A 26,048-nucleotide genomic window follows, 5' to 3' on the forward strand; every position below is an offset into this window, starting at 1 on the left:
TCCCCGGGGACATTTCTGGGGACGACGATCCGGCCTCCGACCCGCTCGACGGGCTCCCCGCTCCCCCCGCTCCTCACTCCGCGAGCGGTGGCCCCGGCCCCAGCCATTCGCACAGCAGTACGGTCGCATCGTCCTGCAGTTCGCCCTGGTGGTAGTCGAGGAACGTGTGGGAGAAGCGGCGGACGGTCTCCGAGACGCTCAGTCCGTCGTCCGGGTACTGGGTGAGGACCGAGATGAAGCGGTCGAGGCCGAACTCCTGGCCGTGCGGGCGCCGCGCCTCCGTGATGCCGTCCGTGTAGAGCGTGACACGGTCCCCGGGCCGTAGCTGCTGGTGGCAGAGCGTCGTCTCCAGGTCGCCCAGGCCGGTGCCGAGCGGGTACGCGGGCCTGCACTTCAGCTTGATCGCGGCCCCGTCGCGCAGGACGAGCGGCGGATGGTGCCCGAAGCTGGCCCAGGTCAGCAGCCCGGAGGCGGTGTCCAGGACGGCGAGGACGGCGGTGGCGTACCGCACGTCACCGAGCTGGCCGCCCAGCTCCTCCTCGATGACGGCGCCGGTCTCGGGGATGCCGGCGCCGCGGCGGCGGGCGCTGCGGGAAGCCGCGACGGCGAGGGCCGCCGTCTGGCCTGCGGCGGTGTCGTGGCCCATCGCGTCGAAGATCGACATGTAGACCAGTGAGCCGGCCGTGGCGTAGTCGTAGGCGTCACCACTGATCCGGTACGAGGGCTCCAGCGTGGCGCAGACGGCCACCCGCGAGTCCGTGTAGGTGCGCGGCGGGATCAGCTGCCACTGCGCCTCCGCTGCCACGTTCATCGGCTGGGTGCGGTTGAGGCGCGCGTAGGTGTCACTGTGCCCGCGCTTGGTCGAGACGGCCAGCGCCACGAGGGTCGCCAGCGCCGTGGCGTCCTCCCGGACGGTTTCGCCGTCCTCGACGGCGCCGACGAACATCAGGCCGAGGCGTTCCTTGCCGTTGAACATCGGCACCCAGTACGCGACGCCTTCGGCCGGGGGCGTCCCGACCGGGAGGATCGTGCCGTACTGGTAGGCGCGGCCGGCGTCGGTGCCCTCGATCTTCAGCACCCGCTCCACGGCCGCCCCCGTCCGCGCCCCGGCGATGAGGTGGAGCGCGCGGCGTTCGACGTCACCGACGTAGATCCGTACCTCGGTGAAGCCCGCTGCTTTCGCGTGCTCGCTCACCGTGTCCGGGAGGTCGTCGAGTGCCGTGGTGCCGATGACTTTGAGCAACGCCGCGAGCATGCGCTCGCCACTGTTGTCCTGATCCCTCACGTCGGCACTTCCAGGGATTCGGCGGAGAGCGGTATCCCGGTCCACTCCCCGGGGGGAGTCGCTCGCGGGCCTGTCGGGGCATGGGGTCTTTTGTGGCATTTCCATGAATATGACGAGCCTACGGCACCTCGGCGGGAAGGAGCGGAAGGCAAGCGGAGCAGGGCGTCGGGCTCCCGTGTACGCCGCTGACGCGGGTGGGGAGGGAGTGGCCAGGAGTCGGAGTGGAACGGCGCCTGCGGGCGAGGGCGCCGCACAGGGGAACGGGCCGATCGCCGTGAGTGAGGGGCGACCGCGGGCCGTCGGGCCCCGGGCCGCCGGGCCGGCGGGGTGTCCGCCGCGGGGTTCCGGGAGCGTCCGGGCCACGCGATGCCGCAGAAGCAGAAGCAGAAGCAGAAGCAGAAGCAGAAGCAGAAGCAGAAGCAGAAGCAGAAGCCCGGGCCGGGGCTGGCGTCGCGGGCGGTACCGGAGCCCGGTGACGGAGGCGGCACGCGGGGCGCACCGGACAAGGGGAACGGGTGCGGGGAGCGGGTCCAGGGCCCGAACGAGGCCGCGTGGCCGGCCGGGCTGTCGGCGGCACGTCGAGACGCCGGCGGCACGCCGCGGCATCGGCCGCCGGTCAGTGCGTCGTCGCCTCGGCTGCCGGGCAGGGCAACCGCGGTCCGTCAGGACATGGCGTCGAGGAGCGACCTGAGGAACGGGACCGTGTCCTGCGGCGGGTTCGCCTCGGCGCTCAGCCGGTCCATGATCAGCGAGTACTGGTCGATCTCTTCCTGCTTGTCCAGGTAGATGGCGCCGGTGAGCTGCTCCAGGTAGATCTTGTCCGGGAGGTCGGGCTCCGCGAACCGCAGGAGGGTGACCGGGGTCCCGGCGGCGGCCAGCGCGCCCACGCTGAACGGGGCGATCTGCAGGGTGACGTTGGGCCGGTCGGTCATCCTGATCAGGTGCTCCAGCTGGGCGCGGACCACCTCGGGTCCGCCGAAGGGGCGCCGCAGCACGGCCTCGTCCAGGACGGCCCACAGGATGGGCGCTTCCGCTACGTACAGGAGTTTCTGGCGCTCCAGCCGGAGTTCGACCAGCCGGTCGATCTTGGACATGGGGGAGTCCGGGTAGCCGAGGCGGGTGACGACGCGCGCGTAGTCCTGCGTCTGGAGCAGGCCCGGCAGGAACTGGACCTCGTAGGAGCGGATGAGGGAGGCGGCCTCCTCCAGACCGACATGCAGCTCGAACCAGTCCTCCAGCACGTCGTTGTACTGGTGCCACCAGCCCGGCAGGTTGGCCTGCCTGGCCATCTCCACGTACTCGGCCCGCTCGTCCTCGCCGAGGACGCGGTAGAGGGTCAACAGGTCGGCCACGTCCCGCTGTTTGAAGCCGACCTGACCGCGTTCGAGGCGGGTGATCTTGGCGTCCGACGCGCGGATCGACCGGCCCGCGTCCACCCGGGTGATGCCGCTTTCCTGGCGGAGCCGGCGCAGTCGGGCGCCCAGGACGATGCGCAGGGCCGTAGGACCGATGCGGGGCTGGTCGAGGTAGCGCCTCAGCGAAGGCTGCTCGCCGCCCGGCTGCGGTATGGCGCTCATGACAACTCCCGAACGGGGCTACGCGGACATGGAGGCCCCAGTCTTCCACTCGGGGCCCGTCCTCGTACAGCGGGAGCGCCGGTCCGGCCGGGCTTTTGCGAACTCCGGGCCATCGATCCGTCACTCACCGTTCAGAGCTGGCGAGTTGTGTTCACTTATGGTGATGGTGCGTCAGTTCTCGGGCCTTCGGTGCCGCGTGCGGCCCGCCCCCGGTCCTCGCGACGTCAACGCGTCCGGGGCCGTGCGGCGGTCGTGCGGCGGTCGTGCCCGGAGAACACCCTCAGAGGGTCATCGGGTCGAACTCCCCGTCCTTCGCGCCTGCGACGAAAGCGGCGATCTCGGCGCGGGTGTAGACGAGCGCGGGACCTTGCGGGTGGCGGGAGTTGCGCACCGCGATGCTGCCGTCCTCCAGCGCCGCGACCTCCACGCAGTTGCCGCCGGGGGCGCTGTGCCTGCTTTTCCGCCAGGCGGCACCCTCGATCAGGTCGGACCGTGTCCCGTTTTCAATCTGTCGCATTCCGCCCACTCCTGTGGTTGTGCGTAGTTCTGACCTGGCGCCAGCGACCGCAATTGCAGATGCACTTGCGGAATCAATTGCGCCTTGCCGAACTGTAATTGCAGATGCAGTTGCGACGCCATCCTTCGCGGGGGGATAGTGGGTGCCGATCACCTGCAAGTGACATATGACTGCTCGACGGAGATCGCGATGACACCCCCCACGTCCCGACCGTCCGGCGCCTTACCGGGAGGGACCGTCGGCCGTCTGCTGGGTCGCGTGTCCCGCGACGCCTTCCCGTACGACGACGTGACGGCGACCGCCCCCGGCCGATGCCTGGCACGCGCCCTGCCGGCCGACGGCCGGGCGGTCGGCGAGGCCCGCAGATTCACCGGATTCACGCTCAGGGACTGGGCGCTGGGGCCGCTGGTCGACAACGCGGCACTCATCGTCTCCGAACTCCTGAGCAACGCGCTGCGCTACGGGCTCGCGGGGAGTCCGGCGGCACGCTCCTCCGCGCCGCCCGCCGTCTGGCTCGGCCTGCTGCTTCGGCGGGGGACCGTGCTGTTCGCGGTCTGCGACCACAGCGCGTCCGTCCCCGAGGTCAGGGAGCCGGACTACTACGCCCAGTCCGGCCGGGGCCTGCACATCATCGAGTGCCTCAGCGAGACCTGGGGCTGGACGACACCCGACACGGACGGCAAGGCCGTCTGGGCGGCGATCTCGTGTCCGGGAGCGGGCGGTGAGACCGGCGGCGGCGTGGCCTTGCCGGGTCCGGCGCTCTCGTCGGGACCTCCGCGGGCCGCGCGGTCCGGCGCGTTGCCGCTGAGCCGGGCGGCCGGCGCCCTCGGCGTCGAGAAGTAGCCCGCGGACGACCGGGAAGCGGGGCCGGCCGAAGGGCCGTGGATGCTGCGACGCCGCCGCCGCGGCGCCGCAGCATCCACGCGGCCACCGGTCGAACGCCTCCCGTTGAGCGCCGCCCAGCTGTGCGCCGGGGGTCAGGCGTCGCCCGGCGGTGCCTGAAGCAGTGCGTACGCCGTCGCCACGAAGGTGTCCCGGAGCCGGAAGCGCCGCGTGGCGACGGCGGCCAGCGCGGTGTCCGTACCGGGGGCGAAGCCCAGGAAGGCCTGCTGGCCGCTGGTGGCGCCCGCGTGGAAGTAGACGGGGCCGTGCTCGCTCTCGTGCCGGAACCAGGTGAGGGTGTGCACGTCGCGGTGGCCCCGGCCGCGTGCCAGCACGTCCCGCCGCATCGCGAGCAGGGCGTCCTCCAGCGGTGAGCCGGCGGGCCGCAGGTGCGCCTCGACGAAGGCGAGCAGGTCGCCCGGGGTGGCGCGGACCGCCCCCGCGGCCTGGAAGCCCCCGATGAGCAGCGGGGGCGTCGCCGTCCGACCGTCCGCGCGGTGGCCCGTCGCGTCCACCGGCCCGGCGCCGGGGGCCGCGGGGGACAGGGCCGTGGCGGTGAGTCCCAGCGGAGCCAGGACGCCGTCGGTGAGCAGGCTCTCCCAGGGGGTCCCGGTGGCCGCCGCGAGGGCGTGGCCCAGGGCGGCCACGCCGAAGTTGGAGTAGTGCCACCGGGTACCGGGCCGGTGGCGGGGGCGGGCCCCGAGGAACGCCCGGACGACGCGTTCCGCCGGGTAGTGCGCGTACGGGTTGCTCCGCCACTGCCGCAGCGCGCCCGGGTAGAGGTCGGCGGGCAGCGACGGCAGCCCGGAGGTGTGGGTGATGAGGTGCGTGAGGGTGAGGGGATGGGGTCCGGGGCGGCGTCCCGGAGCCAGGTACGCCTGCGCCGGGTCGCCCGCGCCCACCGCGCCCTCGGACAGCAGGCGCCCGAGCAGCAGACCGGTGTACGGCTTGGAGGCCGACCCCGTCTCGTACCGCAGCAGTTCGCGCGGGGTCGGCGGAGCCGGTGCCGTACCGCCGCAGCGGATGGCGCGGCGGCCGCGGCGCGCGCAGGCGAAGACCACGTCCGGCGCGTCCACCGCGCGGACCGCCTCGTCGAGGGCCGCCGTCAGGGCGTCGACGGCGGAGGTCCCCCCGCCGGTGGCGCCCCGGTCCGCCGCGGCGGCCGGGCGCGCGGGTCGCGGCGTGTCGTAGGGGGCGCTCACGCGGGCGCCGCTGCGGGCGGCGGGGCGTCGGACAGCGCCGCCATGGCGCGGGACGTGGCCAGGGTGGAGGCGAAGGCCGCGACGAGAGTCGGGTGGTACACGGCGTCGAAGACCTGGTCGGGATCGCCCTCGGGCACGGTGCGCAGCGCGGGCATCGCGCCGTCCGGCCGCTGGGCGGTGGCGAAGCCCTGCCAGGCGCGTGCGTCGAGCGTCGCCGCGGGCAGGCATGCGTCGACCACGAGCAGTTCGCCGAGCAGGTCCCAGCGCTCCAGGTCCAGCCAGTCGTCCAGCCACGCGGGCAGCCAGGTGGCGAGGTAGTCGGCGAGGCCGCCGGGCAGCGCGCCGGGGTCGCGTCCCCACTCGGTGAGGTGGAAGACGGTGTGGGTGATGTCGTACGCGATGTGGCCCTCGACGGTCCACGGCTCGGGCCTCGCGGCGAGCCAGGTGCGGCGCAGGTCCGCGTGCAGGTCGGGGACCTGTCCCGAGCCGGCCGGCTCCGCCGCGTCGGGCGCCGCCAGGGCCGCGTACCGGCGCCGGAACGCGGTGAGGCCCAGCCGGCGGACCGGTTTGACCTCGAACGCGGCCCAGCTGTCCAGGCGTTGGTTGAGCCGGACCGCCTCCTCGACCGCGGGATCGGCGTACCCCAGTTCCCGGAACGGGAGATAGACCTCGAACGGGATGGGGGAGATCGGCTCGGTCCGCTGGCCCCGCACCAGCATGTGCCCGCTGTCCAGTGCCTCGTGCCAGACATGGTCGAGCAGCCGCCGCACCAGGTCCGACTGACGGGAGCCGGCCACGCCCTCGCGGAAGAGCACCGCGCCGATCATGGCCAGCTCGCCGATGGGCTTGAACCGTTCGAGGAAGCCCGTCTCGGGGTCCGCGTCGGGGTCGAGGCGGAAGCCGTCGCGGTGCGCGTACAGCCACTCGACCGCCTGCGCGCCGACCGTGTGGACGAGCGCGGTGTCCGCCGGTGCCGGTGCCGGTGCGGTGAGAGTGCCGGCACCGGGCCCGCCACGCGCGGCGGTTGCGCCCGCCGGGGTACCGCTGGTCGGGGTGTCGTCCGTCATGCCGGCGCTCCCTGTCTGCCGGCCGCCGGGCCGAGGGTGAGCGCGGCGGCGAAGGCGGCCATGAGTGTGGAGTGGTAGCGGCCGCGAAAGTCCCGCTGTACGGCGCGGCCCTCGGGTCCCGGTCCGATCTCGGGCAGTCCGCCGTCGGCGTCCTGCGCGGCGGCCAGGGCCGACCACGCCCCGGCCAGCAGGTCCGCGCCGGGCGGCGAGGGCAGTGACGCGGCCACGGCGAGCAGTTCCGCCGTCAGGTCCCACTGGTCGTCCTGCACGCAGGAGTCGAGCCACGCGGGCAGCCACTGCCCGAGGTACGAGGCGATGTCGTCCGGGACGCCCGCCGCCTCGCCGCCCCAGTCGGTGAGGTGGAAGACCACGTGCGTGAGGGCGTATCCGGAGGCGTTCTCGAACGTCCAGGGCTCGGGCAGGCCGCCGAGCCAGGTGGCGCGCAGCGCGTCGGCCACTGGCCGGTGCGGGGGGAAGCCCGCGCGGCGCTCGGAGTTGAGCAGGCCGAGCCGCCGGTTCGGCAGCTGTTCCGTCAGGCGCCAGCCGCGGGTGCGGACCGTGGCCGAGGCGAGATCCTCGAAGCCGGCGTGCCGCAGGCCGGCGGAGGCGAAGGCCGCGTACACCTCCAGGGCGTACGTGCCGAACGGTTCGAGCCGCAGCAGTTCGTGGAAGACCGCCCCGTCCTCGGTGAGCCGCCAGGCGTGGCGCAGCAGGTCGCAGGCGGTGGTGTGCAGCGGATCGCCGGGCGTGGTGGCCCGGCGAACCGAGACGCACACCTGGGCCAGCTCACCCAGGGGCTTCCAGGTGCGGTTGACGTCGCCGTCCAGGGCGAGGGCGTCCTCGCCGAGCCGGAACTGCGACCGGTTCGCCGCGACCCAGCGCAGGGCCGCCTCGCCGACCGTGCGGACCGCCGGTGCCGAGGGCGCCCTCGCGGGCGCCGTCACGACGCTCCGGACCTCGCCCGCAGGGCCTGGGCCACATGCGTGTGGAGGGAGACGCGCGAGTCGTCCGCGCCCATCCGCGCGACGAACTCCAGGCCCGCGTCGAGGCCCAGCGTGCTCGGCACGCCGTCCACGACGGCCAGCCAGCGGCCCGTGCCGGCCGCCTGCAGCCAGTCGCGGCGGCGCACGGCCCGTACGAACCCGCGCGCCACGTCGACGGGTCTGCGGGCGGCGACCCGGGCGATCCCCGAGCCCGAACCGGGCACGGCCAGTGCGGCGAGCACCGCGAGCTGATGGCCCAGTGTCTGCCAGGGGGCGTCGTCGAGCCAGTCGGTGGTCGGCTCGGCGCAGGGGGCGGGCCCGTCGGCGGGGGCGCCCGGGGGCCCGGGAGCGGAGTCGTCCGGCGCTGGGTCCGTACGGGTGAGGGTGCCGACCGTCCCCGGGCTCTCCGCGAGCCGCAGGAGGGTGTCCGTCATCGCCCAGTGGCTCCACGCCGAGACCGCCGGCGCGTCGGAGCCCGGTGGGAAGACCGTGACGGCCTGCTGGAACAGGGTGAGGTCACCGTTGTCGGCGGGGCGGCCGAGCAGCACGCTCGGGAGCAGAACGTCGGAACCGAGAACCCGCACCGCCGCGAGTCCCAGGCCGTCGTCCGCGCTGATTCCGGCACCACCGCACACACCGCCGAAGTGGTCCCCGCCCCGAAGAGCGGAGACCACCTCGAACGCGAGCTCCTGCACCGCACCCGTCAGGCGGGTGGAGGTACCTGGCTGCTCGGTCATCGACTTCCGTCAGCCCTTCTTCGGCCGCGGGGTCGGAGGCGAAAGCAGCAGCGAGCCCGCACCACTGGCCAGGGCCAGGGCCGCGCACTCCCGCGTGTCGCGGAAGGTGCCGCCTGCTTCGAGTGGGTTGAGGGCCGCTTCGAGGTCCGTGTCCTGAAGCTCGGTGAGTTCGCGGGTCACGGGTGCGACGGAAGCCATCCCCACCATCCCCTTTCAATCGACGTATTGCGCCTTGCGGGACCATCACAACACACATGGGACATAAGCGGCAAAACATACAAGGATGCCTGAATCGCTGCACAATGCAGAGTTCACGACGCAGAGTGCGGCGTCACCCTCCCCGACGCGGGACGGCGTGCGGGGGACAGGGCGTGGGCACGGTGGCCGCCCGAAGGACCACCGCGCGGGCGGCCACCGGGGTGGCCGCCCGCCGCCGTCAGCCGATCTCGGCGCCCAGGGCCGTGAGCGCGGCGGGCACGGGCTGGAAGTAAGTCTCCCCACCCGCGGCGCAGTTGCCGTTGCCTCCCGACGTCAGCCCCAGCGCGGTGGAGCCGTCGAAGAGCGGGCCGCCGCTGTCGCCCGGCTCGGCGCACACCGAGGTCTTGATGAGGCCGCTGACCGTTCCTTCCTCGTAGTTGACGGTCGCGTCCAGACCGGTGACCTCGCCGGTGTGGGTCCCGGTGGTGCTGCCACTGCGCTCCACGCTCTGTCCGACCAGCGCCTCACCCGCCGAGGTGATCGGCTGGGTCGTGCCGTTGTAGAGGTCGACGTCGCTGGGGTGCGCGATGGTGCTCGTGTACTTGACGAGCGAGTAGTCGTGCGTGGGGAAGACCGCGGTCTCGGTCTGGGCGACCTCGGCCCCGTTCTCCGTGTCCGACCAGGTCTTGACGGCCTTGCCGCAGTGGCCCGCCGTCAGGAAGTAGGGGACGCCCGCCTTGACCACGTTGAAGCCGAGCGAGCAGCGGGCACCGTCGCCCCAGATGGCGTCCCCGCCCGAGAGGAACACCGACAGCCTGCCGGGGTTTCGTTCGAGCACGGCCCGGCTGCCCAGATCGTCGACGATTCTGTTCAGGCGGGCCAGTCTGGCGTCGTCCACCGTGCGGTCCGCGCTCACCACGACCTTGTCCGCCTTCGGGTCGATGACCCAGGACGTGCCGGTCATCATGGCCTTGGCCCGCAGCGTCGCGGCGGCGGCCCGCAGGTCCACCAGCGAGTTCGACACGAGGCGGGGCGTCGCGCCCCCGGCCCGTACGGTGTCGGCGGCCGACTCGTCGAGGACGTTGACGACGAGCCGGCGGTGCGTCGAGTCGTAGAAGACCCCCTGCGACGTGTCGTCGAAGCGGGCCGCCAGCGAACCGGCCGAGGCGGCCGACATGCCCTCGGGTCCCGGTGGGGCGGGGGCGGCGACCCCCGCGTGGGCAGGTGCGGTGGCGGCGAGGAGGGCGGCCGCGGTCAGTGCGAGGGCGCCGGCACCGGTCAGTCGGGCGCGCCGGGGCGAGACGTGTCTGTACTGCAACTCAGAGCCCTTCGGGGACAGAGGTTCGGCACGGACACTCATGGGGGACGAGACGTTCCGAGTCGCGTCCGCGCCCGGTTTTGACGACTAGTTCCCGTCCTGCGGGCAGAGCGGTGTGATCGACGCCGATTTCGCACGTGCGGGTAGCGCCCTCCCGCCAACCGGCCGCTCCGGCGCGCCGTACCGACGGACTCCCTCTAAGGACCTGTCCCCGGACCCGCCGCCGGCGTCGTCCGAGGACCCGTCAGCGTCGCCCGTACGGGGGAGCGGTGGCGGCCCCCCGGCCCGGGGACGGCGGCCGGGCCGGGCGTTCCCGGCCGCCCCGGGGCGGGAGCGCCCCGGGACGGCTCGGTACCCGTCACCGGGTCCCGGCCCGCGTCGCGGGGAAGCGCGTGACGTACCTTCGCTGCCACGGCGTCTCCACCGCCCGCGCGCAGTAGTGCGCGCGCACGTACGCCACCGCCTCGCCCGCCGGGACGCCGTCCAGCACGGCGAGTGCGGCCAGCGCGGTGCCCGTCCGGCCCCGGCCGCCGCCGCACGCGATCTCGACGCGGTCGCCGGGCGCCCGCTCCCACGCCTCGCGCAGCAGTCGCGCCGCCTCCTGACGGTCGGACGGGAGGCGGAAGTCGGGCCATCTCAGCCAGTGCGCCTCCCAGGACGCGGCAGGCGGGCGGCGGCCCAGCAGGTACAGCCCGTAGGTCGGCTCCGGTCCGGCGGGCAGCCGGTGGCGCAGGCCCCGGCCGCGCACGAGGCGGCCTGAGGGCAGGCGCAGCACACCCGGGTCGGTGGGCGCCCAGGGCGCGGTCGGCGGCGACATCCGGTGAGCGTAGTGCGCGGGCGGGGGCCGGAGCGGGAATGCCGCGCGACCACCCCGCGTCAGGAACCGGCGGCGCCCGCCGCCGCGTCAGCGGCCCGGGCGGGTCCCGGCGGCACGTACGGCGTACGCGGTGTGCGCGCTGTCGTGGAAGGCGCGCCGTACGGCGGCGATGCCCTCGCCCGCCCGCGTCGGGTGGACCCGGTTCGTCAGCAGCACCGCGTACAGACCGGCCGCCGGGTCGACCCACAGGCTCGTGCCCGTGAATCCGGTGTGGCCGTACGAGTCGGGGCCGAAGGCCGTGCCGACCGGTGAGCCCACCGGGTCGAGGCCCTGCCAGGCCAGGCACCTGCGCAGCCCGAGGCCGTCCGTGTGCGGGGCCGTCATCAGGGCGTAGGTGTCCGGGCGCATCAGTGTCCTGGCGCCGCCCGCGAGTGAGGCGCCCAGCCGCTCCATGTCGTCGAGCGGGGCGAAGAGGCCCGCGTGGCCGCAGACGCCGCCGAGCACCACCGCGTTCTCGTCGTGCACCTCGCCGACGACGACCCGGCCGCGCCAGGGGCAGTCCTCGGTGGCGACGGCCCGGGCACGGCCCGCGGCGTCCGGTGTGAAACCCGTGCCGGACATGCCGAGCGGCGCGCACACCGTCTCCTCGACCAGGGTGTCCAGCGGTGTGCCGGACGCGGCCTCGGCGATCAGCCCGAGCAGCATGAACCCCTGCGAGGAGTAGACGACCCGGGTGCCGGGCGGGGCGGCCGGCAGGGTGCCGAGCGCGGCGAGCAGGGACGCGCGCGTCGGATGATCGCGGTACATCGGCACACCGCCCGGCAACCCCGAGGTGTGGGTGAGCAGTTGGGCGACGGTCAGCGGCGCACGCGGCGTCCCCACGTACTGCGGGAGGTGGTCGCCCACGGTGTCCGTGAGGGCGAGCACACCCCGGTCGATGAGGACCGTCACGGCGAGACCCACCACCGGCTTCGTCACCGACGCGAGGTCCCACAGGTCGGTGCCGTCGAGCGGGTGCGGGCCGCTGGCGGCGGCACCGCGCTCGCGAGGCCTGCCCGGTGCGGCACCGTCCGGTGCGGCGCCGCCCGCCGCGGGTGGGCGCGGGGTGACCGGGCGGGCCCGGGTGCCCGTCCAGCCGCGGTCGAGCACGGTGTCCGCCGTTCCCACCGACCAGGCCGCCCCGGAGAACACCCCTTGCGTGCGGGCCTGTTCGAGGATCGATCGCAGCGCGCTCACGCCCGGCCCCCGTCCCGGCCGGCGGGCACGACTCCCAGACGCGGCGGCCCGCCGAGGCCCGCCGAGACCGTGCGCGCCGCCGCCCGCACCATGGGCCCGAACAGTTCCACGGCCGCGTCGTCCAGGGCGAACGTCAGGCCACGCACGGCGATCGCGCCCACGGCCCGGCCGTCCGCGTCGAGCACCGGGGCCGCCACCGCGCGCGCGTCCTCCTCCTCGTACTCGTCGTCCAGCGCGTAGCCGCGCCGCACGGTCGCCGCCAACTCCGCTCGTACGTCCTGAGGTTCGGCGAGTGCTCCGGCGCCGGGCGTGCGGGGCGGGGCGGCGCCGGCCAGCACGTCCGAGACCTCTTCCGCAGGCAGCGCCGACAGCATCGCGAGGCCGGCGGCGGTGTGGTGCAGCGGGGCACGGCCGCCGGGGCGGGTGCTCATCCGGTACTCCCGCGCGGGCTCCGACAGTTCGAGGAAGACGGCGTCACCGGCGTCGCGCACCGCGTAGTACGCGAGGAGGCCGGTGCGCCGGCGCAGGTCGGCGAGGACGGGCCGGGCGAGCCGGAGGTCGCGCCCCGCGTCGAGCGCGGCGGCGGCGAGGCCCAGCAGCCGGGGGCCCGGCCGGTAGCTGCCGCCCTCGGCGGGCTGGGCGAAACCGTACTCGGCCATGGTGCGCAGGTGGCGGTGGACGGTCGGTTTCGTCAGGCCCGTACGCCGGGCGATGTCCCCGAGGCGGTGCGGGCCGCCGCCCCCCTCGACCAGTGCTTCGAGCACCTCCATCGCCTTGTCGACCGGACCCTTGACGGGCTCCTCTGCGCTGCGACGGGTGTTGACCGGTTTCCCCATGTCGCTTAGCTTAACCCAACCGCATTCCATCTGACGGAACGGATGTGCTGTTCAATGGAACGAATACGTCAGGGGCGGGCGCGCCGCGACGGACCGCCCCGCCGCGACGTGCTGCGTCTGGGAGCCCTCGTCGTGCCGGCTCTCGCCGCGCCCGCCCTGCTCACGGGGTGCGGCGCCGACCCCGCGAGCGACGCAGGCAATGTCCTGCGGCTGTCCCAGACCGGCGACCCGAAGACGATGGACCCGCAGAAACAGGGCGACATGACGTCGATGAACGCCCTGATCAACATCTTCGACACGCTCACCGCACGCGGTCTCGACGGCGCCCTGCACCCCGGCCTCGCCCTCACCTGGACCGTCACCTCACCGCTGACCTGGCGCTTCACCCTGCGGCCCGGCGTGAAGTTCCACAACGGTGAACCCTGCGACGCGGCGGCGGTGAAGTTCAGCATCGAGCGGCTGCTCGATCCGGCCACCAAGTCGCCCATCGTCGAGCTGCGTTACGTCAAGAGCGTCTCCGTCGTCGACGAACACACCGTCGACCTGCACACCTCCCTGCACGACCCGATCATCCCCGAGAAGGTCTCCCTGTTCGGCGGGGTGGTCCTGCCGCCCCGCTACCTGGCCCGCGTCGGCGACAACGGCTTCGCCGCGCACCCCGTGGGCACCGGGCCCTTCACCTTCGTCAGCTGGCAGCGCGACCACCAACTGCGCCTGCGGGCCAACCCGCACCACTGGGCAGGCCACCCCAAGGTCGACGAGCTGGTCTTCACCCCGGCCCCCAACGCCTCCTCCTCGCTGGCCGCCCTCCAGAGCGGCGGTGTCGACCTCGTCACGGGCCTCACCCCGGACGCCGCCCAGCAGTTGGACGGCTACACCGGTGTGTCCCTGGACAGCTACACCGGCATCCGCACCTCGTACCTCTCGCTCAACACCCTCGACAAGGGGCCGCTGCACGACAAGCGGGTGCGGCAGGCGCTCAACCACGCGGTGGACGTGCCGCTGCTCGTGAAGGCCGTCCTCGGCGGCAAGGCCACCGAGGTCCCCGCGATGATCCCGCGCGGCGCCTTCGGCTTCGACGCCTCCCTCAAGCCGTTCACCCGCTCCCTCGCCACCGCCCGCAGGCTGCTGGCCGAGGCCGGCTACCCGCACGGCTTCTCCACCCAGCTCACCGCCTCCAACATCGACGCCAACGTCGCGGAGGCCATCTCCGGCCTGCTGGCGCGGGCCGGCGTCGACGCCAAGGTGAACCTCCTCGACCCCGGTACCTACGCGGACCGGCTGACCTCGAACGACCACGGCGCCCTCGGCCCGATGTACCTGGCCGCGAGCACCGTATGGACCCTGGACGGCGAGAGCATGATCCAGTCGAACGTACGCAGCGACCGCAGGCAGAGCCGCTGGCACAGCAAGGAGGCCGACCGGCTCGTCGACATCGAGGAACTCGCCGTCGAACCCGCCCGGCGCAAACAGGCCTTCTCCGACCTGCAGCGGCTGATGCTGGACGAGGCGCCCTTCGTGTCGCTCTACCAGATCGACAACATCTTCGCCCGCAACCAGCGGCCGCACTGGAAACCCGGCCCCGCCGGGGTCCTGTCCATGGCGAGCGCGGAGGTCTCCCGATGACCGGCGTGACGCTCTCTCCCACCCCCTCCCCGGGAACCCGGGACACCGCCGGCGCCCGGCGTGGCGACGGCGGCCGGGTCGCGCGCCTGATCCTCACCCGCCTCGGCACCGCCGTCCTGGTCCTGTTGTGCACGGCCACCGTCTCGTTCTTCCTGGTACGGCTCTCCGGCGACCCGGTCAAGCTGCTCCTGCCGCCCGACGCCACCTCCCACCAGGAAGCCACGCTGCGCGCGAGCCTCGGCCTGGACCGGCCACTGATCACGCAGTACCTGGACTACCTGTGGGGGCTGCCGCGCCTGGACTTCGGGACCTCGCTGTTCTACAACGAACCCGTCAGCCACGTCCTCGCCGCCCGGCTGCCCGCGACCCTCGAACTCGCCGCGGGTGCCATCGTGGTGACCTTGGTCATCGCGGTACCCGCGGGCATCTTCGCGGCCATGCGCCGGGGCCGGGCCTCCGACCGGGGTGTGATGGCGGGGGTGCTGCTCGGCCAGTCCACCCCGCCGTTCTGGGTCGGCATCCTGCTGATCCTGGTCTTCGCCGTCGGCCTGCACGCGCTGCCGGCGTCCGGGTACGGGACGTTCGCCAACCTGGTCCTGCCGTCGGTCACCCTCGCCGTGTACTCCGTCGCCGTGGTGGCCCGCCTGTTGCGGTCCTCGCTGATCGACGTGCTCTCCTCGGACCACATCCGCACCGCGCGAGCCAAGGGTTTCGGGCCCCTCAAGATCGTCTTCGTGCACGCGCTGCGCAACGCGTCGCTGCCCGTCATCACCGTCGTCGGACTGGAGGTCGGCAGCCTCCTCGGCGGCGCCATCCTCACCGAACAGGTCTTCTCCTGGCCCGGCGTGGGACAGCTGACCATCGAGGCCATCTCCAACCGCGACTTCCCGCTCGTGCAGGCCACCGTCATGTTCTTCGCCGCCGTGTTCGTCGTGGTGAACCTGCTCGTCGACCTCTCCTACAGCCTCCTCGACCCGAGGGTGAGGGCGTCCCGATGACCGTCACATCCGCCACCGCCACCACCGCGCCCCCGCCCGGTGCCGTGCGGCAGCGCTCCACCCGGGCCGTCGCCGTCCGCGCCCTGCTGCACAACAAACTGGCCGTCGCCGCGCTCGCCGTCCTCGCGGTCATGCTGATCGCGGCGGTGTGCGCACCGCTGATCGCGCCGGCCGACCCCAACGCGCAGGACCTGCTGATGCGGCTGAAGCCGCCTGCCTGGGAACACGGCGGCAGCAGTGCCCACCTGCTGGGCACCGACCAGCTCGGCCGGGACATGCTCTCGCGTGTCATCTACGGCACCCGTGTGTCCCTCCTCGTCGGTGCGAGCGCCGCGCTCCTCGCCGGGGTGGTCGGCACCCTCGTCGGGCTCGCCTCCGGCTACCTGGGCGGCTGGCCCGACAAGGTGCTGATGCGGCTCGCCGACGTCCAACTCGCCTTCCCCGCCATCCTGCTGGCGCTCGCCATCGTCGGCTTCCTCGGCTCCGGGCTCTGGTACGTGATCCTCGTGCTCGGCTTCACCGGCTGGGTCTCCTACGCCCGGGTCGTACGTTCCGAGGTGCTGTCGCTGCGTTCGCGCGACTTCGTCACCGAGGCGCGGGCGATCGGCGCGAGCGATCCCGCGATCATGCGCCGCCATCTGCTGCCCAACGTGATGGCACCGCTCGCCACCATCGGCACCCTGCACATCGCGGCGGCCATCGTCGCCGAGGCGTCACTCAGCTACCTCGGCCTCGGCGTGCCGAAGGAGACCGTCACCTGGGGCTCCATGCTCGCCGACGGCCAGCTCTACCTCGGCACCTCGTGGTGGGTCGCCGTCTTCCCCGGCGTCGCGCTGATGCTCACCTCACTCGCCGTCAACATCACTGGAGACGCCCTGCGGGACGTCGCGGACCCGAAGGCGTACCGCCGATGACACCTCCACCCACCACACCGCCACCGCGGCAGGACCCGGCCGGCCTCCGGGAGCCCGTGCTGTCCGTCGAGGACCTCAGCGTCGACTTCCGGCTCGACTCCGGCGTCGTGCACGCCGTGCGCGGGGTCAGCTGGCAGGTCGCCGCCGGGGAGACGCTCGCCGTGGTGGGGGAGTCGGGCAGCGGCAAGACGGCGAGCGCGCTGTCCGTGCTGCGGCTGAACCCCGAACCGCCCTGCGTCTACGCGGGCGGCCGGATCCTCTTCGCCGGCGAGGACCTGCTGGCCTGCGGCGAGAAGCGCCTCGGCCGCATCAGGGGCGGCGCGATCTCCATGGTCTTCCAGGACCCGATGACCAGCCTCGACCCACTGCAACGCGTGGGCACGCAGGTCGCCGAGGTGCTGCGGCACCACCAGGGCGTCTCCCGGGCCGAGGCCCGCGACGCGGCGGTCGCCGCGCTCGACGAGGTCGGCATCCCCGACGCGGCACGCCGCTACCGCCAGTACCCGCACGAGCTGTCCGGCGGTCTGCGGCAGCGCGTGATGATCGCCGCCGCGCTGGTGGGCCGCCCGCAGGTGCTCATCGCGGACGAGCCGACGACGGCGCTCGACGTCACCGTGCAGCGCCAGATCCTCGACCTGATCGTCGAGTTGAGGGCACGGCACGGCATGGCGGTGGTGCTGATCACGCACGACCTCGGGGTGGTCGCCGAGACCGCGGACCGGGTCGTCGTCATGAACCGCGGGGAGGTCGTCGAGTCCGGCGACGTCCTCGGTGTCTTCGAACGTCCCGAGGACCCGTACACACGGGCGTTGCTCGCCGCGACGCCGCGATTGGAGCGGACGGCATGAGCAGTGTTCCCCTGCTGGAACTGTCCGGCCTGCGCAAGGAGTTCGGCGGGCGGCGCGGCCACCGGGTGGCCGCGGTCGACGGTGTGTCGCTCAGCGTGCACGAGGGCGAGACCCTGGCCCTCGTGGGGGAGTCCGGCTGCGGCAAGACCACCCTGACCCGGCTGCTGCTGCGGCTGACCGAACCCACCGCCGGCACGGTCTCCTTCGACGGGCGTGACCTCGCGGCCCTGTCGGCGGGCGAACTGCGGTCCGTGCGACGCGAGATGCAGGTCGTCCTGCAGGACCCCTACTCCAGCATGAACCCCCGGCTGCGGATCGCCGACATCGTCGCCGAGCCGCTCGTCACGCACGACCCCGCGATGCGCGGCCGGCGCGGCGGTGCCCGCACCCGCCTGCGCGAGCGGGTGGGCGAACTCCTGGAGTCCGTCGGCCTCGACGCCGGCATCCAGAACCGCTACCCGCACGAGTTCTCCGGCGGCCAGCGCCAGCGCATCTCCATCGCGCGGGCCCTCGCGCTCTCGCCCCGGCTGGTCGTCCTGGACGAGCCGACCAGCGCACTCGACGTGTCCGTGCAGGCCTCGGTCCTGGACCTGCTCGCCGCCCTCCAGCGCGAGCACGGACTCACCTATGTCTTCGTCTCGCACAACCTCGCCGTGGTCCGGCAGGTGGCCGACCGGGTGGCGGTGATGCGCGCGGGCCGGCTGGTCGAGGTGGGGGACGCGGCCTCGGTGTTCGCCTCGCCCCGCGACCCGTACACCCGCGAACTGCTCGACGCGGTGCCGGACCCGGACCCCCGCGCGGCCCGGCGCCGCCGTGCCGCCGCCGGACGCGGGAGCGAGGTGGTGACGGAGTGAGGGCCGCGGCCGCGCCGGGGGCCGGGCGCCGGGCCCCCGGCACGGCGGCGGGCACGGGCCCGACCCCCTCGGTCCCTGCGCGCGGGAGCGCGCACACGGGTCCGGCGGCGACGCGGTGTGCGCGTACGGAGCCGGGCGCGGGTTCGGTTCCCTGTACGGGGTCGGCCCCGGCTGCGCGTACGGGGTCGGGCTCCGGCGCGGCGGCGGGTACGGCCAGGGGTTCGGGCGTGCCCGGATCCGGGCCGTCGCACCCCGCCTACAGGTGGGACAGGACGAGCCCCGCCCCGCCCAGGAGCGCGATGTCGTCCACGTCCGCGCCCCCCACCACGACTCTCGGCTGCTCCGCGCCCGAGGCCGCCACGTTCCCGCGCAGCCGCGTCTCCAGGAGCGAGCGGAAGTGCTCGCCGCCCTCCCTGGCCTCCCCGTGCAGGACGAACAGGCCGGGCGCGAACAACTGCTGGATGTTCACCAGACCCAGCACCAGGTTGTCCGCGTACTCCGCCACCAGCGCCCGCGCGGCGGCGTCCTCGCGCGCCACCAGCGAGCGCAGCCCGGCGTCGGCGCCGAGGCCCAGCGCCGCCGCGCGGGCGACGAGCCAGCGGGTCGTCGCGACCGTCTTCCAGCAGCCGGTGTTCCCACAGGTGCAGCGCTCGTCACCGGCCGTCACCGTCATGTGCGCGCCGCTGCGCCCGCCCTGGGGAGCCAGCACCTCGCCCTCGTACAGGATGCCGACGCCCAGGACCTCACCCGTCGACACCGACGCGAACGTCCGCCTGCCCCGGCCCGGACCGAACCACCGGTCTCCCAGCACCTGGAGGCGGGCCCGGTGCTCCACCCGTACCGGCACGCCCGTCAGGGCGCCGAGGCGGTCCTTCACCGGGTACCCGTGCAGCGCCGGCACGTCGTTGACCTCGACGATCAGCCCGGCCGCCGGGTCCACGATGCCCGCTGCCGCCACACCGATGCCGGCCGGCGGGCGGGCGGCGAACACCCGTGCCGCCTCGGCCAGCGCCGCGTCGACCTCCCCACGCCCCCGCGCACCCGGGGCGTACGCCGCCTCGGAGCGTTCCAGCACGCGGCCGGACATGCTCAGCACCGCCGCGCGCACCCGGCCGGGCACCAGCTCCACGGCGCCCAGGGTCCGCACCGGCGCGGACGCCGGCGCCTCGACCCGGGGCTCGACCAACCGCAACCGCGTAGTTCTCTGCGCCATGCCGCGAACTCTGCCACGTCAGCGTTTCCTGGAGACAGCACTGTGAGTCAACGAAATATGTCCGAGCTGCCCTGGCGCGAAGCCCGTGCCGCGGGAGCGGAGGGCGTCACGCTCCTGCCCATCGGGTCGCAGGAGCAGCACGCGGCCCACCTGCCGCTCGCCACCGACACCCTGCTCGTCGAGGCCGTCGTGGACCGGGCACTGGAGATCCTCGCCGAGGAGGAGCAGGTCCCGGGCGCTCCTGGGACCGATGTGCTGCGACTGCCGGTCCTGCCCTACGGGCACAGTCCCCACCACCTCTTCGCCGCGGCCCTCTCCCTGTCCGCGCCGACCCTCTCCGCTGTGCTCGGCGATCTCCTCGGCTCGCTCGTCACCAGCGGCTGCCGCCGGATCATGATCGTCAACGGGCACGGCGGCAACGACGAGATCATGCGCCTCGCCGTCAAGCGCTTCGCGCTGCGGCCGGAGGCCGAGGGCGTCACGCTCGCCGCCTGCTCGTACTGGACCGTCACGGCGGACGGCGGCGAAGCGCCCGGTGGCGCGGGCGAGGCCGGTGCCCGCACGGCCGAGCGCCCCGAGGTGACCCCCGGTCACGCCGGCTGGTTCGAGACCTCGCTGATGCTGGCCGCCCATCCGGGGCTCGTCCAGACGCCCGTGGCGGCCCGCGAGCCCGTCGTACCGCCTCCGCTGTTCGACAACCCGCCCTATCCGGGGCTCACCACCGAACGCCACGGCGAGTGGGCCCGGGTCGGCGGTGCCACCGACGACGCGTCCGGCGCCGACCGGGACGCCGGACGCCGGCTCCTCGACGCCCGTGCCCTCGGACTCGCCCGCGCCGTGCGGGCCTTCGACGCCGCCACCCGCCCCGGGCTCCGGTCCGAGCCCGCACCCGAACCCGCGGGCGCTGCCGCACCCGCACCCGCGCCCGCCCACCAAGGAGAAGAATGAAGATCACGGACGTCGACGTGCAGGTGGTCAACCTCCCGTTGGTCAACCCGTTCACCAGCTCGTTCGAGACCAAGACCGGGGAGACCCGCACGGTCGTGCGCATCCGCACCGACGACGGCGTCGAGGGCTGGGGCGAGACCATGTGGGGCCGGCCGGTCGCCGCGATCGTGCGGTCGATCGCGAAGGACCTGATCGGGACCAGCCCGTTCGCCCTGGAGGCCTTCCACCGCAAGCAGCACATGGTGCCCTTCTTCTACGGCTACCTCGGCTACGCGGCCATCGCCGCCCTCGACGTGGCCTGCTGGGACGTCATGGGCAAGGCCACCGGCCAGTCCGTGACCGATCTGCTCGGCGGTCCGGTCCGCGACGAGGTGCCGATCACCGCGCTCATCACCCGCGCCGACGCGCCGGGCGCGAGCCGGGACGCGCTGCCCGGCGCCCTCGCCGACCACGCGGCCCGGGTCGTCGCAGAGGGCGGTTTCCGCGCCGTGAAGCTCAAGGGCACCACGGACGTGGACGGCGATGTGGCGATCCTGCGTGCCCTGCGCGCCGCGCTGCCCGCCGTCGACCTGCGGGTGGACCCCAACGCGGCCTGGTCCGTGCCTGATTCGGTACGGGCCGGGATCGCGCTTGAGGAGCTCGACCTGGAGTACCTGGAGGACCCGTGCAGCGGCATCGACGGCATGAGCCAGGTGCACGCCCGCGTCCGTATCCCGCTGTGCACCAACATGTGCGTCGTGCGGTTCGAGGACTTCGCGCCCGCGATGCGGCTGAACGCGGTCGACGTGATCCACGGTGACGTCTACAAGTGGGGCGGCATCGCGCCGACCAAGGCGCTCGCCGCCCACTGCGAGACGTTCGGACTCGGCATGAACCTGCACAGCGGCGGCGAGTTGGGCATCGCGACCGCCGCGCACCTCGCGGTCGTGGCCAGCACCCCGGTGCTCTCGCGCGCCATCGACTCCATGTACTACCTGCACTCCGACGACATCATCGAGCCGCTGGAACTCGCCGGCGGCAGGCTGCGGGTGCCGACCGGGCCCGGCCTCGGCGTACGGGTGGACGAGGACAAGCTGCGGCACTACGCGGCGGTCAACGAGCGGGAGGGTGACCTCACGGGCTGATGCCCCGGGGGCGTCAGGAGCGGCACGCGCTGGTTCCGCGCCCGGCCACGACCGGTGTGCCCGGCGCGCTCCGGGTGCCCGGCTGCTCGCGTGCCTCTCCGGCCGCCAAGCCCCTCTTACCCCTCAAGCCCCTCAAGCCCCTCATACCCCTCACACCCCGAGGTTCCGGGTGCCCCACGGGCCCGTCGCGAGCTGCGACGGGCCCGTGGGGCATGGCGCACCCCTACGCCGACTCCGTGATCTGTGGCCCACGTCACATCGCGCCCCTTGAGTGCTTGTCCCGGGCCGCCACGTAGTGAGGGACAAGACGCGCCACCCGGACCCCGGTTCCCGCCACGGGGCGCCGGCGGCGCACGAGAAGCCCGGCCAGCAGGGCCGCGTGGAGCTCTCGTACACGTCTCGTGAGGGGACAGCTTCGATGAACGGTTCGATGACAACGCGTGGGAACAGGAAGCGCCGGATCTCGTCCACCGCGGGCCTCGGCCTCTCGCTCGCGGCCGTGGCCGCGTTCGCGGCGGCCTGCGGTGGCAGCTCCGACTCCGCCTCGGGATCCGGAAGTTCGGCCCCCGGTGACACGCCGAGCAGCAGCGCGAGCGCGCCCGCCGCCGCTGGTTCGGGCTCCGGCTCGGGGGCGGCCACGGCGGTGTCGAGCATCGACACCAAGAGCGGCGACATGGGCACCTATCTGACCGACGGCTCCGGCAAGACGCTGTACCTGTTCGCCCAGGACACGCACGCCGCGTCCACCTGCGACGGCAGTTGCGCGAGCGGATGGCCCCCGGTGACGGCCAAGGCCGCCCCGAAGGCCGGATCCGGTGTGACCTCGGCCAAGCTGACCGTCGTCAAGCGTTCCGACGGCACGATGCAGGTGGCCTACGCGGGCCACCCGCTCTACTACTTCTCCGGCGACTCCGCCGCCGGGGACACCAAGGGCCAGGGCGTGGACGGCTTCGGCGCCAAGTGGTGGCTCGTGGGACCGGACGGCAAGCAGATCACCAAGACGGCGGCGCCGACCGCGAGTGACAGCGGCAGCAGCGGCTCCGACGCCGGTGGCGGCTGGTCGTGAGCTCCGCCGCGGCCGGGCCGGGGGACGGGGGCGGCCCGGCCGCGGCGCCCGGCGGTGTGGACCCGCACACCGGGCTGCGCCGCACGATCGGGCCCTGGGCCTTCCTCGGTGTCACGGTGGCCTCGCTCGGCGGCCCGCTCGCGCTCGCCGCGCTGTACGCGCCGTCGATCGTCGCCGACGCGGGCGGCTCCGCCGGGCTGTCCGTACTCGCCGCCGCGGTCGTGTTCGGCTTCCCGCTGGCGATCTGGCTGCGCTACTCGCGCGACATCGCGTCCGCGGGCGGGCAGTTCGCGTTCGTGGAGGCGGCGGCCGGCCGGCGCGTCGCGCAGGTGCAGGCGGCGATCTGGATCGTCAGCTATGTGCTCTACCTGCTCGACACCACGGGCTCCGTCGTCTACGACACCCTGCCCGCGGTGTGGCCCGGTATCCGGCCCTACCAGAGCGCGCTGGAGATCGCGATCCCGGTGTTCCTCGCGGCGGTGATGCTGGCGGGCCGCGCGGTCACACTGATCACGACCGGTGTGATCGCCGCGGGACAGCTGGTGCTGGTGGCGATCCTGGACGGGGTCGCCGTCCACCACGCCGCCCCCGCCGCGTCGTTCGGTACGGGCGCGCAGGCGGGGCCGCTCGCCACCTCCATCGGGCAGACGGCACTGCTGTACGTGTGCGGCAGCCTGCCGCTGTTCCTCGGCGGCGAGGTGGTGGCGCCGCGCACCCGCACGGTCCGGCGCGGCCTGGTGGCCGGTTACCTGCTGGTCGCGGCCGGTGTGATCGTCGCGGTGTTCCCGCTCGCCGCCGATCCCGCGTTCCTGCGCGCGCCCATCCCCGGCATGTCGGTCGTGCGGGTCTTCGTCGGAAACCCCCTGGCCGTCGCCGTCGGCGTGGGGGTCGCGGTCAGTGTGGTCGGTGTGATGCTGGTCGAATACCTCGCGCTCAGCCGGCTGCTGACCGTGGTGACCCGGCTCTCCCTGCGCCGGGGTACGGCGTGGCTCGGCGCGGCGCTGGTCGTCGCGGGACCGGTCAGCCTGATCGATCCCGACGCGTTCTACGACAGCCTGATCAAGCCGTCGCTGTTCGCCCTGTGGCTCAGCCAGTTGATGGTGTTCGCGGTGTATCCCCGGTACGCGGTGCGCAGGGGCTCGAACCCTCTCGTGTCGTACGGGCTGGGGGCCGTGGGGGTCGCTTTCGCGCTCTACGGCCTGTGGGCGGTGTGGCACCACGCGGTCAGCTGAGGCAAGGGCGGGGCCTTACGGGGCCCGGTCCGGGAGCCCGCCGCCCGCTGTTGCCGGCGGCCGGTTCGGGGCCCGCCGTCCGCATCCGGCTCCGGGGTCCCACCTCGCTGCGACGGGGGTCCCACCTCGCGGCACCGGGGCCCGGACCGGGTGCCGTTTCCCGCGCTCCGGGTCGGCCCCCGGGGCCGCTCAGGAGCGCGAGCGTTCGTCCACGCGCCGCAGGTGCCCCGCGAACACCCGGGCCGCGTCCGGGGTGAGCGTGCGCAGCGCCACCATTGCCGTCACGATCACGTCGCACAACTCGGCTTCCACATCCTGCCAGCTGTGGGTGAACCCCTTGCGCGGGTTCTGCCCGGTGGCGCCGATGACGGCGGCCGCGACCTCGCCGGTCTCCTCGGTGAGCTTGAGCAGCCGCAGCAGGCGCTCCTGTTCGGCGGGCAGCGTGCCGCGCGCGTCGAGCCACCCGTGCAGCCGCTCCACGGCTGCCCAGGGGTCGTCGCCGGACGGGACACGCCTCGCGGGTTCCTGCTGCTCCATCCCCGCAGTGTGACAGGACCGTCAGGGCCTCGCCGCTGCCCGTTCGCCCGTGGCGGGTAGTTTCGGCCCATGAGGATCGCAATTCTGGACGACTACCAGCACGTCGCACTCTCCTTCGCCGACTGGGGCTCCCTCGACGCGGAGGTCCGCGTCTTCCACGAGCCGTTCGCCGACGAGGACACGCTGGTGCGGGAACTGGCCGGGTTCGACGTGGCCGTGGCGATGCGGGAGCGCACGCCGTTCCCTGCCGAACTCCTGCGCCGGCTGACCGACCTGCGGCTGCTCGTCACCACCGGCAAGGGCAATCGCGCCATCGACGTGGCCGCCGCCGGCGAACTCGGCATCACCGTCTCCTGCACCGGCTACATCTCGGCGCCGACCGCCGAGCTGACCTGGGCGCTGATCCTGTCGGCCGTGCGCAACATCCCGGCGGAGAACCGTTCCGTACGCGAGGGGGGCTGGCAGACCGGCGTCGGCGGCGACCTGAACGGGCGGACACTCGGCCTGCTCGGCCTCGGCCGTCTCGGCGTGCGCGTCGCGGCGATCGGGCAGGCCTTCGGGATGGAGACCATCGCCTGGAGCCAGAACCTCACCGCCGAGCGGGCGGCGGAACACGGCGTCAGCGCGGTCACCAAGGAGGAACTGTTCGCGAGGGCCGACATCGTGTCGGTGCACCTCGTCCTCAGCGACCGCAGCAGGGGCCTGGTCGGGGCCGCCGAGTTCGCCGCGATGAAGCGGAAGGCGCTGCTGGTCAACACCTCGCGCGGACCGATCGTCGACGAGGACGCGCTGCTCGCGGCGCTGCGCGAGCGGCGGATCGGCGGCGCCGCGCTCGACGTCTTCGGCCAGGAGCCGCTGGCGGCGCGCCATCCGCTGCGGTTCCTGGACAACGCCCTCCTGACGCCGCACGTCGGGTACGTCACGCGGGACACGTACGAGGTGTTCTACCGCGACGCGGTCGAGGACATCGCGGCGTGGGCGGCGGGCTCGCCGGTCCGCGTACTGACCTGACCTGACCGGCGTGCGGGCCCGGCGGCGGGCGGCGGGGTGGGGCTCCGGGCCGGGGCCGCCGCCGGCCCGCCGGACCGGCCCGGGCCGTGAGGTGTTCTCGCCCGTGGTCAGCCGCGGCCGATGTAGGGCATCGCGGTCGCGAGGACCGTGGCGAACGGGATGTTGGCCTCCAGCGGCAGCTCCGCCATGTGCCGTACGGTCCTCGCGACATCGGCCACGTCCATCAGCGGCTCCGGCATCAGGCGCCCGTCCGCCTGGGGGACCCCGTGCGCCATCCGGTCCGTCATGTCGGTGGCGGCGTTGCCGATGTCGATCTGCCCGCAGGCGATCCGGTACGGCCTGCCGTCCAGGGACAGCGACTTGGTCAGGCCCGTCAGACCGTGCTTGGTCGCGGTGTACGGCGCGGAGCCGGGGCGCGGCGCGTGCGCGGAGACCGAACCGTTGTTGATGATCCGGCCGCCCTGCGGGTCCTGTGCCTTCATCCGGCGAAACGCGGCCTGCGCGCAGAGGAACGACCCGGTGAGATTGGTCGCGACGACCTTGTGCCAGGCGGACAGCGGGAGTTCCTCGAACGGGACACCACCGGGACCGAAGGTGCCCGCGTTGTTGAAGAGCAGGTCGAGGCGCGGGTCGAAGCCGGCGGCGGCGCCGAAGAGGCGCTCGACGTCGTCGGGATCCGAGACGTCCGCGGCGACGCAGAGGGCCCGGACACCGTCGATGCCGTCCCTGGTCCGCTCCAGGGTTTCCCGCCGCCGCCCGGCGAGCACCAGCGTCCAGCCGGCGGCGCCGAGCTCACGCGCGACGGCCTGCCCGACGCCGGAACCGGCTCCGGTGATGAGGGCCACGCGGGCGGACGGGGAGGGCGGCGGAGTACGGCGGGGCTCGGTCATGAGCCGAGGCTAGCGTCGTACCCCCGCCCGCGGCACGGGCCGGGATCCCGGGGGGGGACCGCCCCCGGCCGGCGCCCCGGTCCCGCCGGGCACGGACTCCTACCGAGGCCGCCCCCGGTCCCGGATGACCCC

The 26,048-nt window shown here is 73.8% G+C and carries 26 protein-coding genes; 11 read left to right on the forward strand and 15 right to left on the reverse strand.

The features are described from left to right. Window positions 1–73 precede the first annotated feature (73 nt). The 3 genes from OG310_RS25175 to OG310_RS25185 form a co-directional block, all read right to left on the reverse strand. Window positions 74–1,285 (reverse strand): PP2C family protein-serine/threonine phosphatase, encoded by a 1,212-nt coding sequence (locus OG310_RS25175; protein WP_329458128.1) that lies wholly within the window; start codon window positions 1,283–1,285, stop codon window positions 74–76. A gap of 662 nt (window positions 1,286–1,947) precedes the next feature. Then, window positions 1,948–2,862, reverse strand: a complete 915-nt coding sequence (locus OG310_RS25180) for a helix-turn-helix domain-containing protein (RefSeq protein WP_329458129.1) — start codon at window positions 2,860–2,862, stop codon at window positions 1,948–1,950. Window positions 2,863–3,142: 280 nt separating this feature from the next. Beyond that, window positions 3,143–3,379, reverse strand: a complete 237-nt coding sequence (locus tag OG310_RS25185) for a DUF397 domain-containing protein (protein ID WP_329458130.1) — start codon at window positions 3,377–3,379, stop codon at window positions 3,143–3,145. A gap of 258 nt (window positions 3,380–3,637) precedes the next feature. Here OG310_RS25185 and OG310_RS25190 point away from each other — a divergent pair, with 258 nt between their 5' ends. Beyond that, window positions 3,638–4,222: an ATP-binding protein gene (locus OG310_RS25190; RefSeq protein WP_329458131.1), complete on the forward strand. Its 585-nt coding sequence runs from the start codon at window positions 3,638–3,640 to the stop codon at window positions 4,220–4,222. A gap of 134 nt (window positions 4,223–4,356) precedes the next feature. On the opposite strand, the gene OG310_RS25195 is transcribed toward OG310_RS25190, so the two are convergent. The 9 genes from OG310_RS25195 to OG310_RS25235 all read right to left on the reverse strand — a co-directional run bounded on the left by OG310_RS25195 (window position 4,357) and on the right by OG310_RS25235 (window position 12,655). Then, window positions 4,357–5,463, reverse strand: coding sequence for a serine hydrolase domain-containing protein (locus OG310_RS25195; RefSeq protein WP_329458132.1), 1,107 nt, complete (start codon window positions 5,461–5,463; stop codon window positions 4,357–4,359). Continuing rightward, window positions 5,460–6,530 (reverse strand): DUF6895 family protein, encoded by a 1,071-nt coding sequence (locus OG310_RS25200; RefSeq protein WP_329458133.1) that lies wholly within the window; start codon window positions 6,528–6,530, stop codon window positions 5,460–5,462. The genes OG310_RS25195 and OG310_RS25200 overlap by 4 nt, the downstream gene beginning before the upstream one ends. Then, window positions 6,527–7,474 (reverse strand): DUF6895 family protein, encoded by a 948-nt coding sequence (locus OG310_RS25205; RefSeq protein ID WP_329458134.1) that lies wholly within the window; start codon window positions 7,472–7,474, stop codon window positions 6,527–6,529. Before OG310_RS25205 ends, OG310_RS25200 begins: the two co-directional genes overlap by 4 nt. Further along, window positions 7,471–8,250 (reverse strand): hypothetical protein, encoded by a 780-nt coding sequence (locus OG310_RS25210; protein ID WP_329458135.1) that lies wholly within the window; start codon window positions 8,248–8,250, stop codon window positions 7,471–7,473. The genes OG310_RS25205 and OG310_RS25210 overlap by 4 nt, the downstream gene beginning before the upstream one ends. 9 nt (window positions 8,251–8,259) lie before the next feature. Next, entirely contained in the window at window positions 8,260–8,448 is a 189-nt protein-coding gene (locus tag OG310_RS25215) for a hypothetical protein (protein WP_329458136.1), read from the reverse strand. A gap of 238 nt (window positions 8,449–8,686) precedes the next feature. Next, complete coding sequence (locus OG310_RS25220; protein ID WP_329458137.1) at window positions 8,687–9,766, reverse strand: S1 family peptidase; 1,080 nt, start codon at window positions 9,764–9,766, stop codon at window positions 8,687–8,689. A gap of 358 nt (window positions 9,767–10,124) precedes the next feature. Further along, window positions 10,125–10,583, reverse strand: coding sequence for a protein-tyrosine phosphatase family protein (locus tag OG310_RS25225; protein WP_329458138.1), 459 nt, complete (start codon window positions 10,581–10,583; stop codon window positions 10,125–10,127). A gap of 87 nt (window positions 10,584–10,670) precedes the next feature. Beyond that, a complete protein-coding gene (locus tag OG310_RS25230) occupies window positions 10,671–11,819 on the reverse strand; it encodes a serine hydrolase domain-containing protein (RefSeq protein ID WP_329458139.1) in 1,149 nt (382 codons plus the stop codon). Further along, window positions 11,816–12,655 carry an IclR family transcriptional regulator gene (locus OG310_RS25235; protein WP_329458140.1) on the reverse strand — a complete coding sequence of 280 codons (840 nt, stop codon included), beginning with the start codon at window positions 12,653–12,655 and terminating at the stop codon, window positions 11,816–11,818. The genes OG310_RS25230 and OG310_RS25235 overlap by 4 nt, the downstream gene beginning before the upstream one ends. Window positions 12,656–12,709: 54 nt before the next feature. Between OG310_RS25235 and OG310_RS25240 the strand changes: the two genes are divergently transcribed. The 5 genes from OG310_RS25240 to OG310_RS25260 are packed head-to-tail and all read left to right on the forward strand — an operon-like array spanning window position 12,710 to window position 17,895. Beyond that, on the forward strand, window positions 12,710–14,281 hold the full coding sequence (locus OG310_RS25240) for an ABC transporter substrate-binding protein (protein ID WP_329458141.1): 1,572 nt from the start codon (window positions 12,710–12,712) through the stop codon (window positions 14,279–14,281). Further along, a complete protein-coding gene (locus tag OG310_RS25245) occupies window positions 14,278–15,279 on the forward strand; it encodes an ABC transporter permease (RefSeq protein ID WP_329458142.1) in 1,002 nt (333 codons plus the stop codon). The genes OG310_RS25240 and OG310_RS25245 overlap by 4 nt, the downstream gene beginning before the upstream one ends. After that, on the forward strand, window positions 15,276–16,193 hold the full coding sequence (locus tag OG310_RS25250; RefSeq protein ID WP_329458143.1) for an ABC transporter permease: 918 nt from the start codon (window positions 15,276–15,278) through the stop codon (window positions 16,191–16,193). Before OG310_RS25245 ends, OG310_RS25250 begins: the two co-directional genes overlap by 4 nt. Continuing rightward, the gene (locus OG310_RS25255) at window positions 16,190–17,041 is read left to right on the forward strand and encodes an ABC transporter ATP-binding protein (protein ID WP_329458144.1); all 852 of its coding nucleotides are present in this window, start codon (window positions 16,190–16,192) and stop codon (window positions 17,039–17,041) included. Before OG310_RS25250 ends, OG310_RS25255 begins: the two co-directional genes overlap by 4 nt. Beyond that, window positions 17,038–17,895 carry an ATP-binding cassette domain-containing protein gene (locus tag OG310_RS25260; protein WP_329458145.1) on the forward strand — a complete coding sequence of 286 codons (858 nt, stop codon included), beginning with the start codon at window positions 17,038–17,040 and terminating at the stop codon, window positions 17,893–17,895. Before OG310_RS25255 ends, OG310_RS25260 begins: the two co-directional genes overlap by 4 nt. A gap of 256 nt (window positions 17,896–18,151) precedes the next feature. On the opposite strand, the gene OG310_RS25265 is transcribed toward OG310_RS25260, so the two are convergent. Beyond that, window positions 18,152–19,108, reverse strand: a complete 957-nt coding sequence (locus OG310_RS25265) for an ROK family protein (RefSeq protein ID WP_329458146.1) — start codon at window positions 19,106–19,108, stop codon at window positions 18,152–18,154. Window positions 19,109–19,150: 42 nt separating this feature from the next. On the opposite strand from OG310_RS25265, the gene OG310_RS25270 reads away from it, so the two are divergent. The 4 genes from OG310_RS25270 (at window position 19,151) to OG310_RS25285 (ending at window position 23,478) form a co-directional block, all read left to right on the forward strand. After that, window positions 19,151–20,056: a creatininase family protein gene (locus OG310_RS25270; RefSeq protein ID WP_329458147.1), complete on the forward strand. Its 906-nt coding sequence runs from the start codon at window positions 19,151–19,153 to the stop codon at window positions 20,054–20,056. Continuing rightward, window positions 20,053–21,180 (forward strand): mandelate racemase/muconate lactonizing enzyme family protein, encoded by a 1,128-nt coding sequence (locus OG310_RS25275; RefSeq protein ID WP_329458148.1) that lies wholly within the window; start codon window positions 20,053–20,055, stop codon window positions 21,178–21,180. The genes OG310_RS25270 and OG310_RS25275 overlap by 4 nt, the downstream gene beginning before the upstream one ends. Window positions 21,181–21,610: 430 nt before the next feature. Next, window positions 21,611–22,246, forward strand: coding sequence for a COG4315 family predicted lipoprotein (locus OG310_RS25280; RefSeq protein ID WP_329458149.1), 636 nt, complete (start codon window positions 21,611–21,613; stop codon window positions 22,244–22,246). Next, window positions 22,243–23,478 (forward strand): hypothetical protein, encoded by a 1,236-nt coding sequence (locus tag OG310_RS25285; protein WP_329458150.1) that lies wholly within the window; start codon window positions 22,243–22,245, stop codon window positions 23,476–23,478. Before OG310_RS25280 ends, OG310_RS25285 begins: the two co-directional genes overlap by 4 nt. A 189-nt stretch (window positions 23,479–23,667) precedes the next feature. On the opposite strand, the gene OG310_RS25290 is transcribed toward OG310_RS25285, so the two are convergent. Next, entirely contained in the window at window positions 23,668–24,015 is a 348-nt protein-coding gene (locus OG310_RS25290; RefSeq protein WP_329458151.1) for a MazG-like family protein, read from the reverse strand. A 69-nt stretch (window positions 24,016–24,084) separates the two neighbouring features. Between OG310_RS25290 and OG310_RS25295 the strand changes: the two genes are divergently transcribed. Beyond that, entirely contained in the window at window positions 24,085–25,026 is a 942-nt protein-coding gene (locus tag OG310_RS25295; RefSeq protein ID WP_329458152.1) for a D-2-hydroxyacid dehydrogenase family protein, read from the forward strand. A 107-nt stretch (window positions 25,027–25,133) separates the two neighbouring features. On the opposite strand, the gene OG310_RS25300 is transcribed toward OG310_RS25295, so the two are convergent. Further along, complete coding sequence (locus tag OG310_RS25300) at window positions 25,134–25,916, reverse strand: SDR family oxidoreductase (protein ID WP_329458153.1); 783 nt, start codon at window positions 25,914–25,916, stop codon at window positions 25,134–25,136. Between the last annotated feature and the right edge of the window lie 132 nt (window positions 25,917–26,048).

The organism is Streptomyces sp. NBC_01497 (genome assembly GCF_036250695.1).
GTDB lineage: Bacteria > Actinomycetota > Actinomycetes > Streptomycetales > Streptomycetaceae > Streptomyces.

Bases quoted from the DNA above. Each gene is read 5' to 3' on its own strand.
- OG310_RS25225 (WP_329458138.1), bottom strand. From the start codon at position 10,583: ATGTCGCCGCCGACCGCGCCCTGGGCGCCCACCGACCCGGGTGTGCTG.
- OG310_RS25290 (WP_329458151.1), bottom strand. From the start codon at position 24,015: ATGGAGCAGCAGGAACCCGCGAGGCGTGTCCCGTCCGGCGACGACCCC.
- OG310_RS25255 (WP_329458144.1), top strand. From the start codon at position 16,190: ATGACACCTCCACCCACCACACCGCCACCGCGGCAGGACCCGGCCGGC.
- OG310_RS25245 (WP_329458142.1), top strand. From the start codon at position 14,278: ATGACCGGCGTGACGCTCTCTCCCACCCCCTCCCCGGGAACCCGGGAC.
- OG310_RS25275 (WP_329458148.1), top strand. From the start codon at position 20,053: ATGAAGATCACGGACGTCGACGTGCAGGTGGTCAACCTCCCGTTGGTC.
- OG310_RS25250 (WP_329458143.1), top strand. From the start codon at position 15,276: ATGACCGTCACATCCGCCACCGCCACCACCGCGCCCCCGCCCGGTGCC.
- OG310_RS25180 (WP_329458129.1), bottom strand. From the start codon at position 2,862: ATGAGCGCCATACCGCAGCCGGGCGGCGAGCAGCCTTCGCTGAGGCGC.
- OG310_RS25295 (WP_329458152.1), top strand. From the start codon at position 24,085: ATGAGGATCGCAATTCTGGACGACTACCAGCACGTCGCACTCTCCTTC.
- OG310_RS25240 (WP_329458141.1), top strand. From the start codon at position 12,710: ATGGAACGAATACGTCAGGGGCGGGCGCGCCGCGACGGACCGCCCCGC.
- OG310_RS25210 (WP_329458135.1), bottom strand. From the start codon at position 8,250: ATGACCGAGCAGCCAGGTACCTCCACCCGCCTGACGGGTGCGGTGCAG.
- OG310_RS25235 (WP_329458140.1), bottom strand. From the start codon at position 12,655: ATGGGGAAACCGGTCAACACCCGTCGCAGCGCAGAGGAGCCCGTCAAG.
- OG310_RS25215 (WP_329458136.1), bottom strand. From the start codon at position 8,448: ATGGCTTCCGTCGCACCCGTGACCCGCGAACTCACCGAGCTTCAGGAC.
- OG310_RS25260 (WP_329458145.1), top strand. From the start codon at position 17,038: ATGAGCAGTGTTCCCCTGCTGGAACTGTCCGGCCTGCGCAAGGAGTTC.
- OG310_RS25300 (WP_329458153.1), bottom strand. From the start codon at position 25,916: ATGACCGAGCCCCGCCGTACTCCGCCGCCCTCCCCGTCCGCCCGCGTG.
- OG310_RS25265 (WP_329458146.1), bottom strand. From the start codon at position 19,108: ATGGCGCAGAGAACTACGCGGTTGCGGTTGGTCGAGCCCCGGGTCGAG.
- OG310_RS25200 (WP_329458133.1), bottom strand. From the start codon at position 6,530: ATGACGGACGACACCCCGACCAGCGGTACCCCGGCGGGCGCAACCGCC.
- OG310_RS25280 (WP_329458149.1), top strand. From the start codon at position 21,611: ATGACAACGCGTGGGAACAGGAAGCGCCGGATCTCGTCCACCGCGGGC.
- OG310_RS25185 (WP_329458130.1), bottom strand. From the start codon at position 3,379: ATGCGACAGATTGAAAACGGGACACGGTCCGACCTGATCGAGGGTGCC.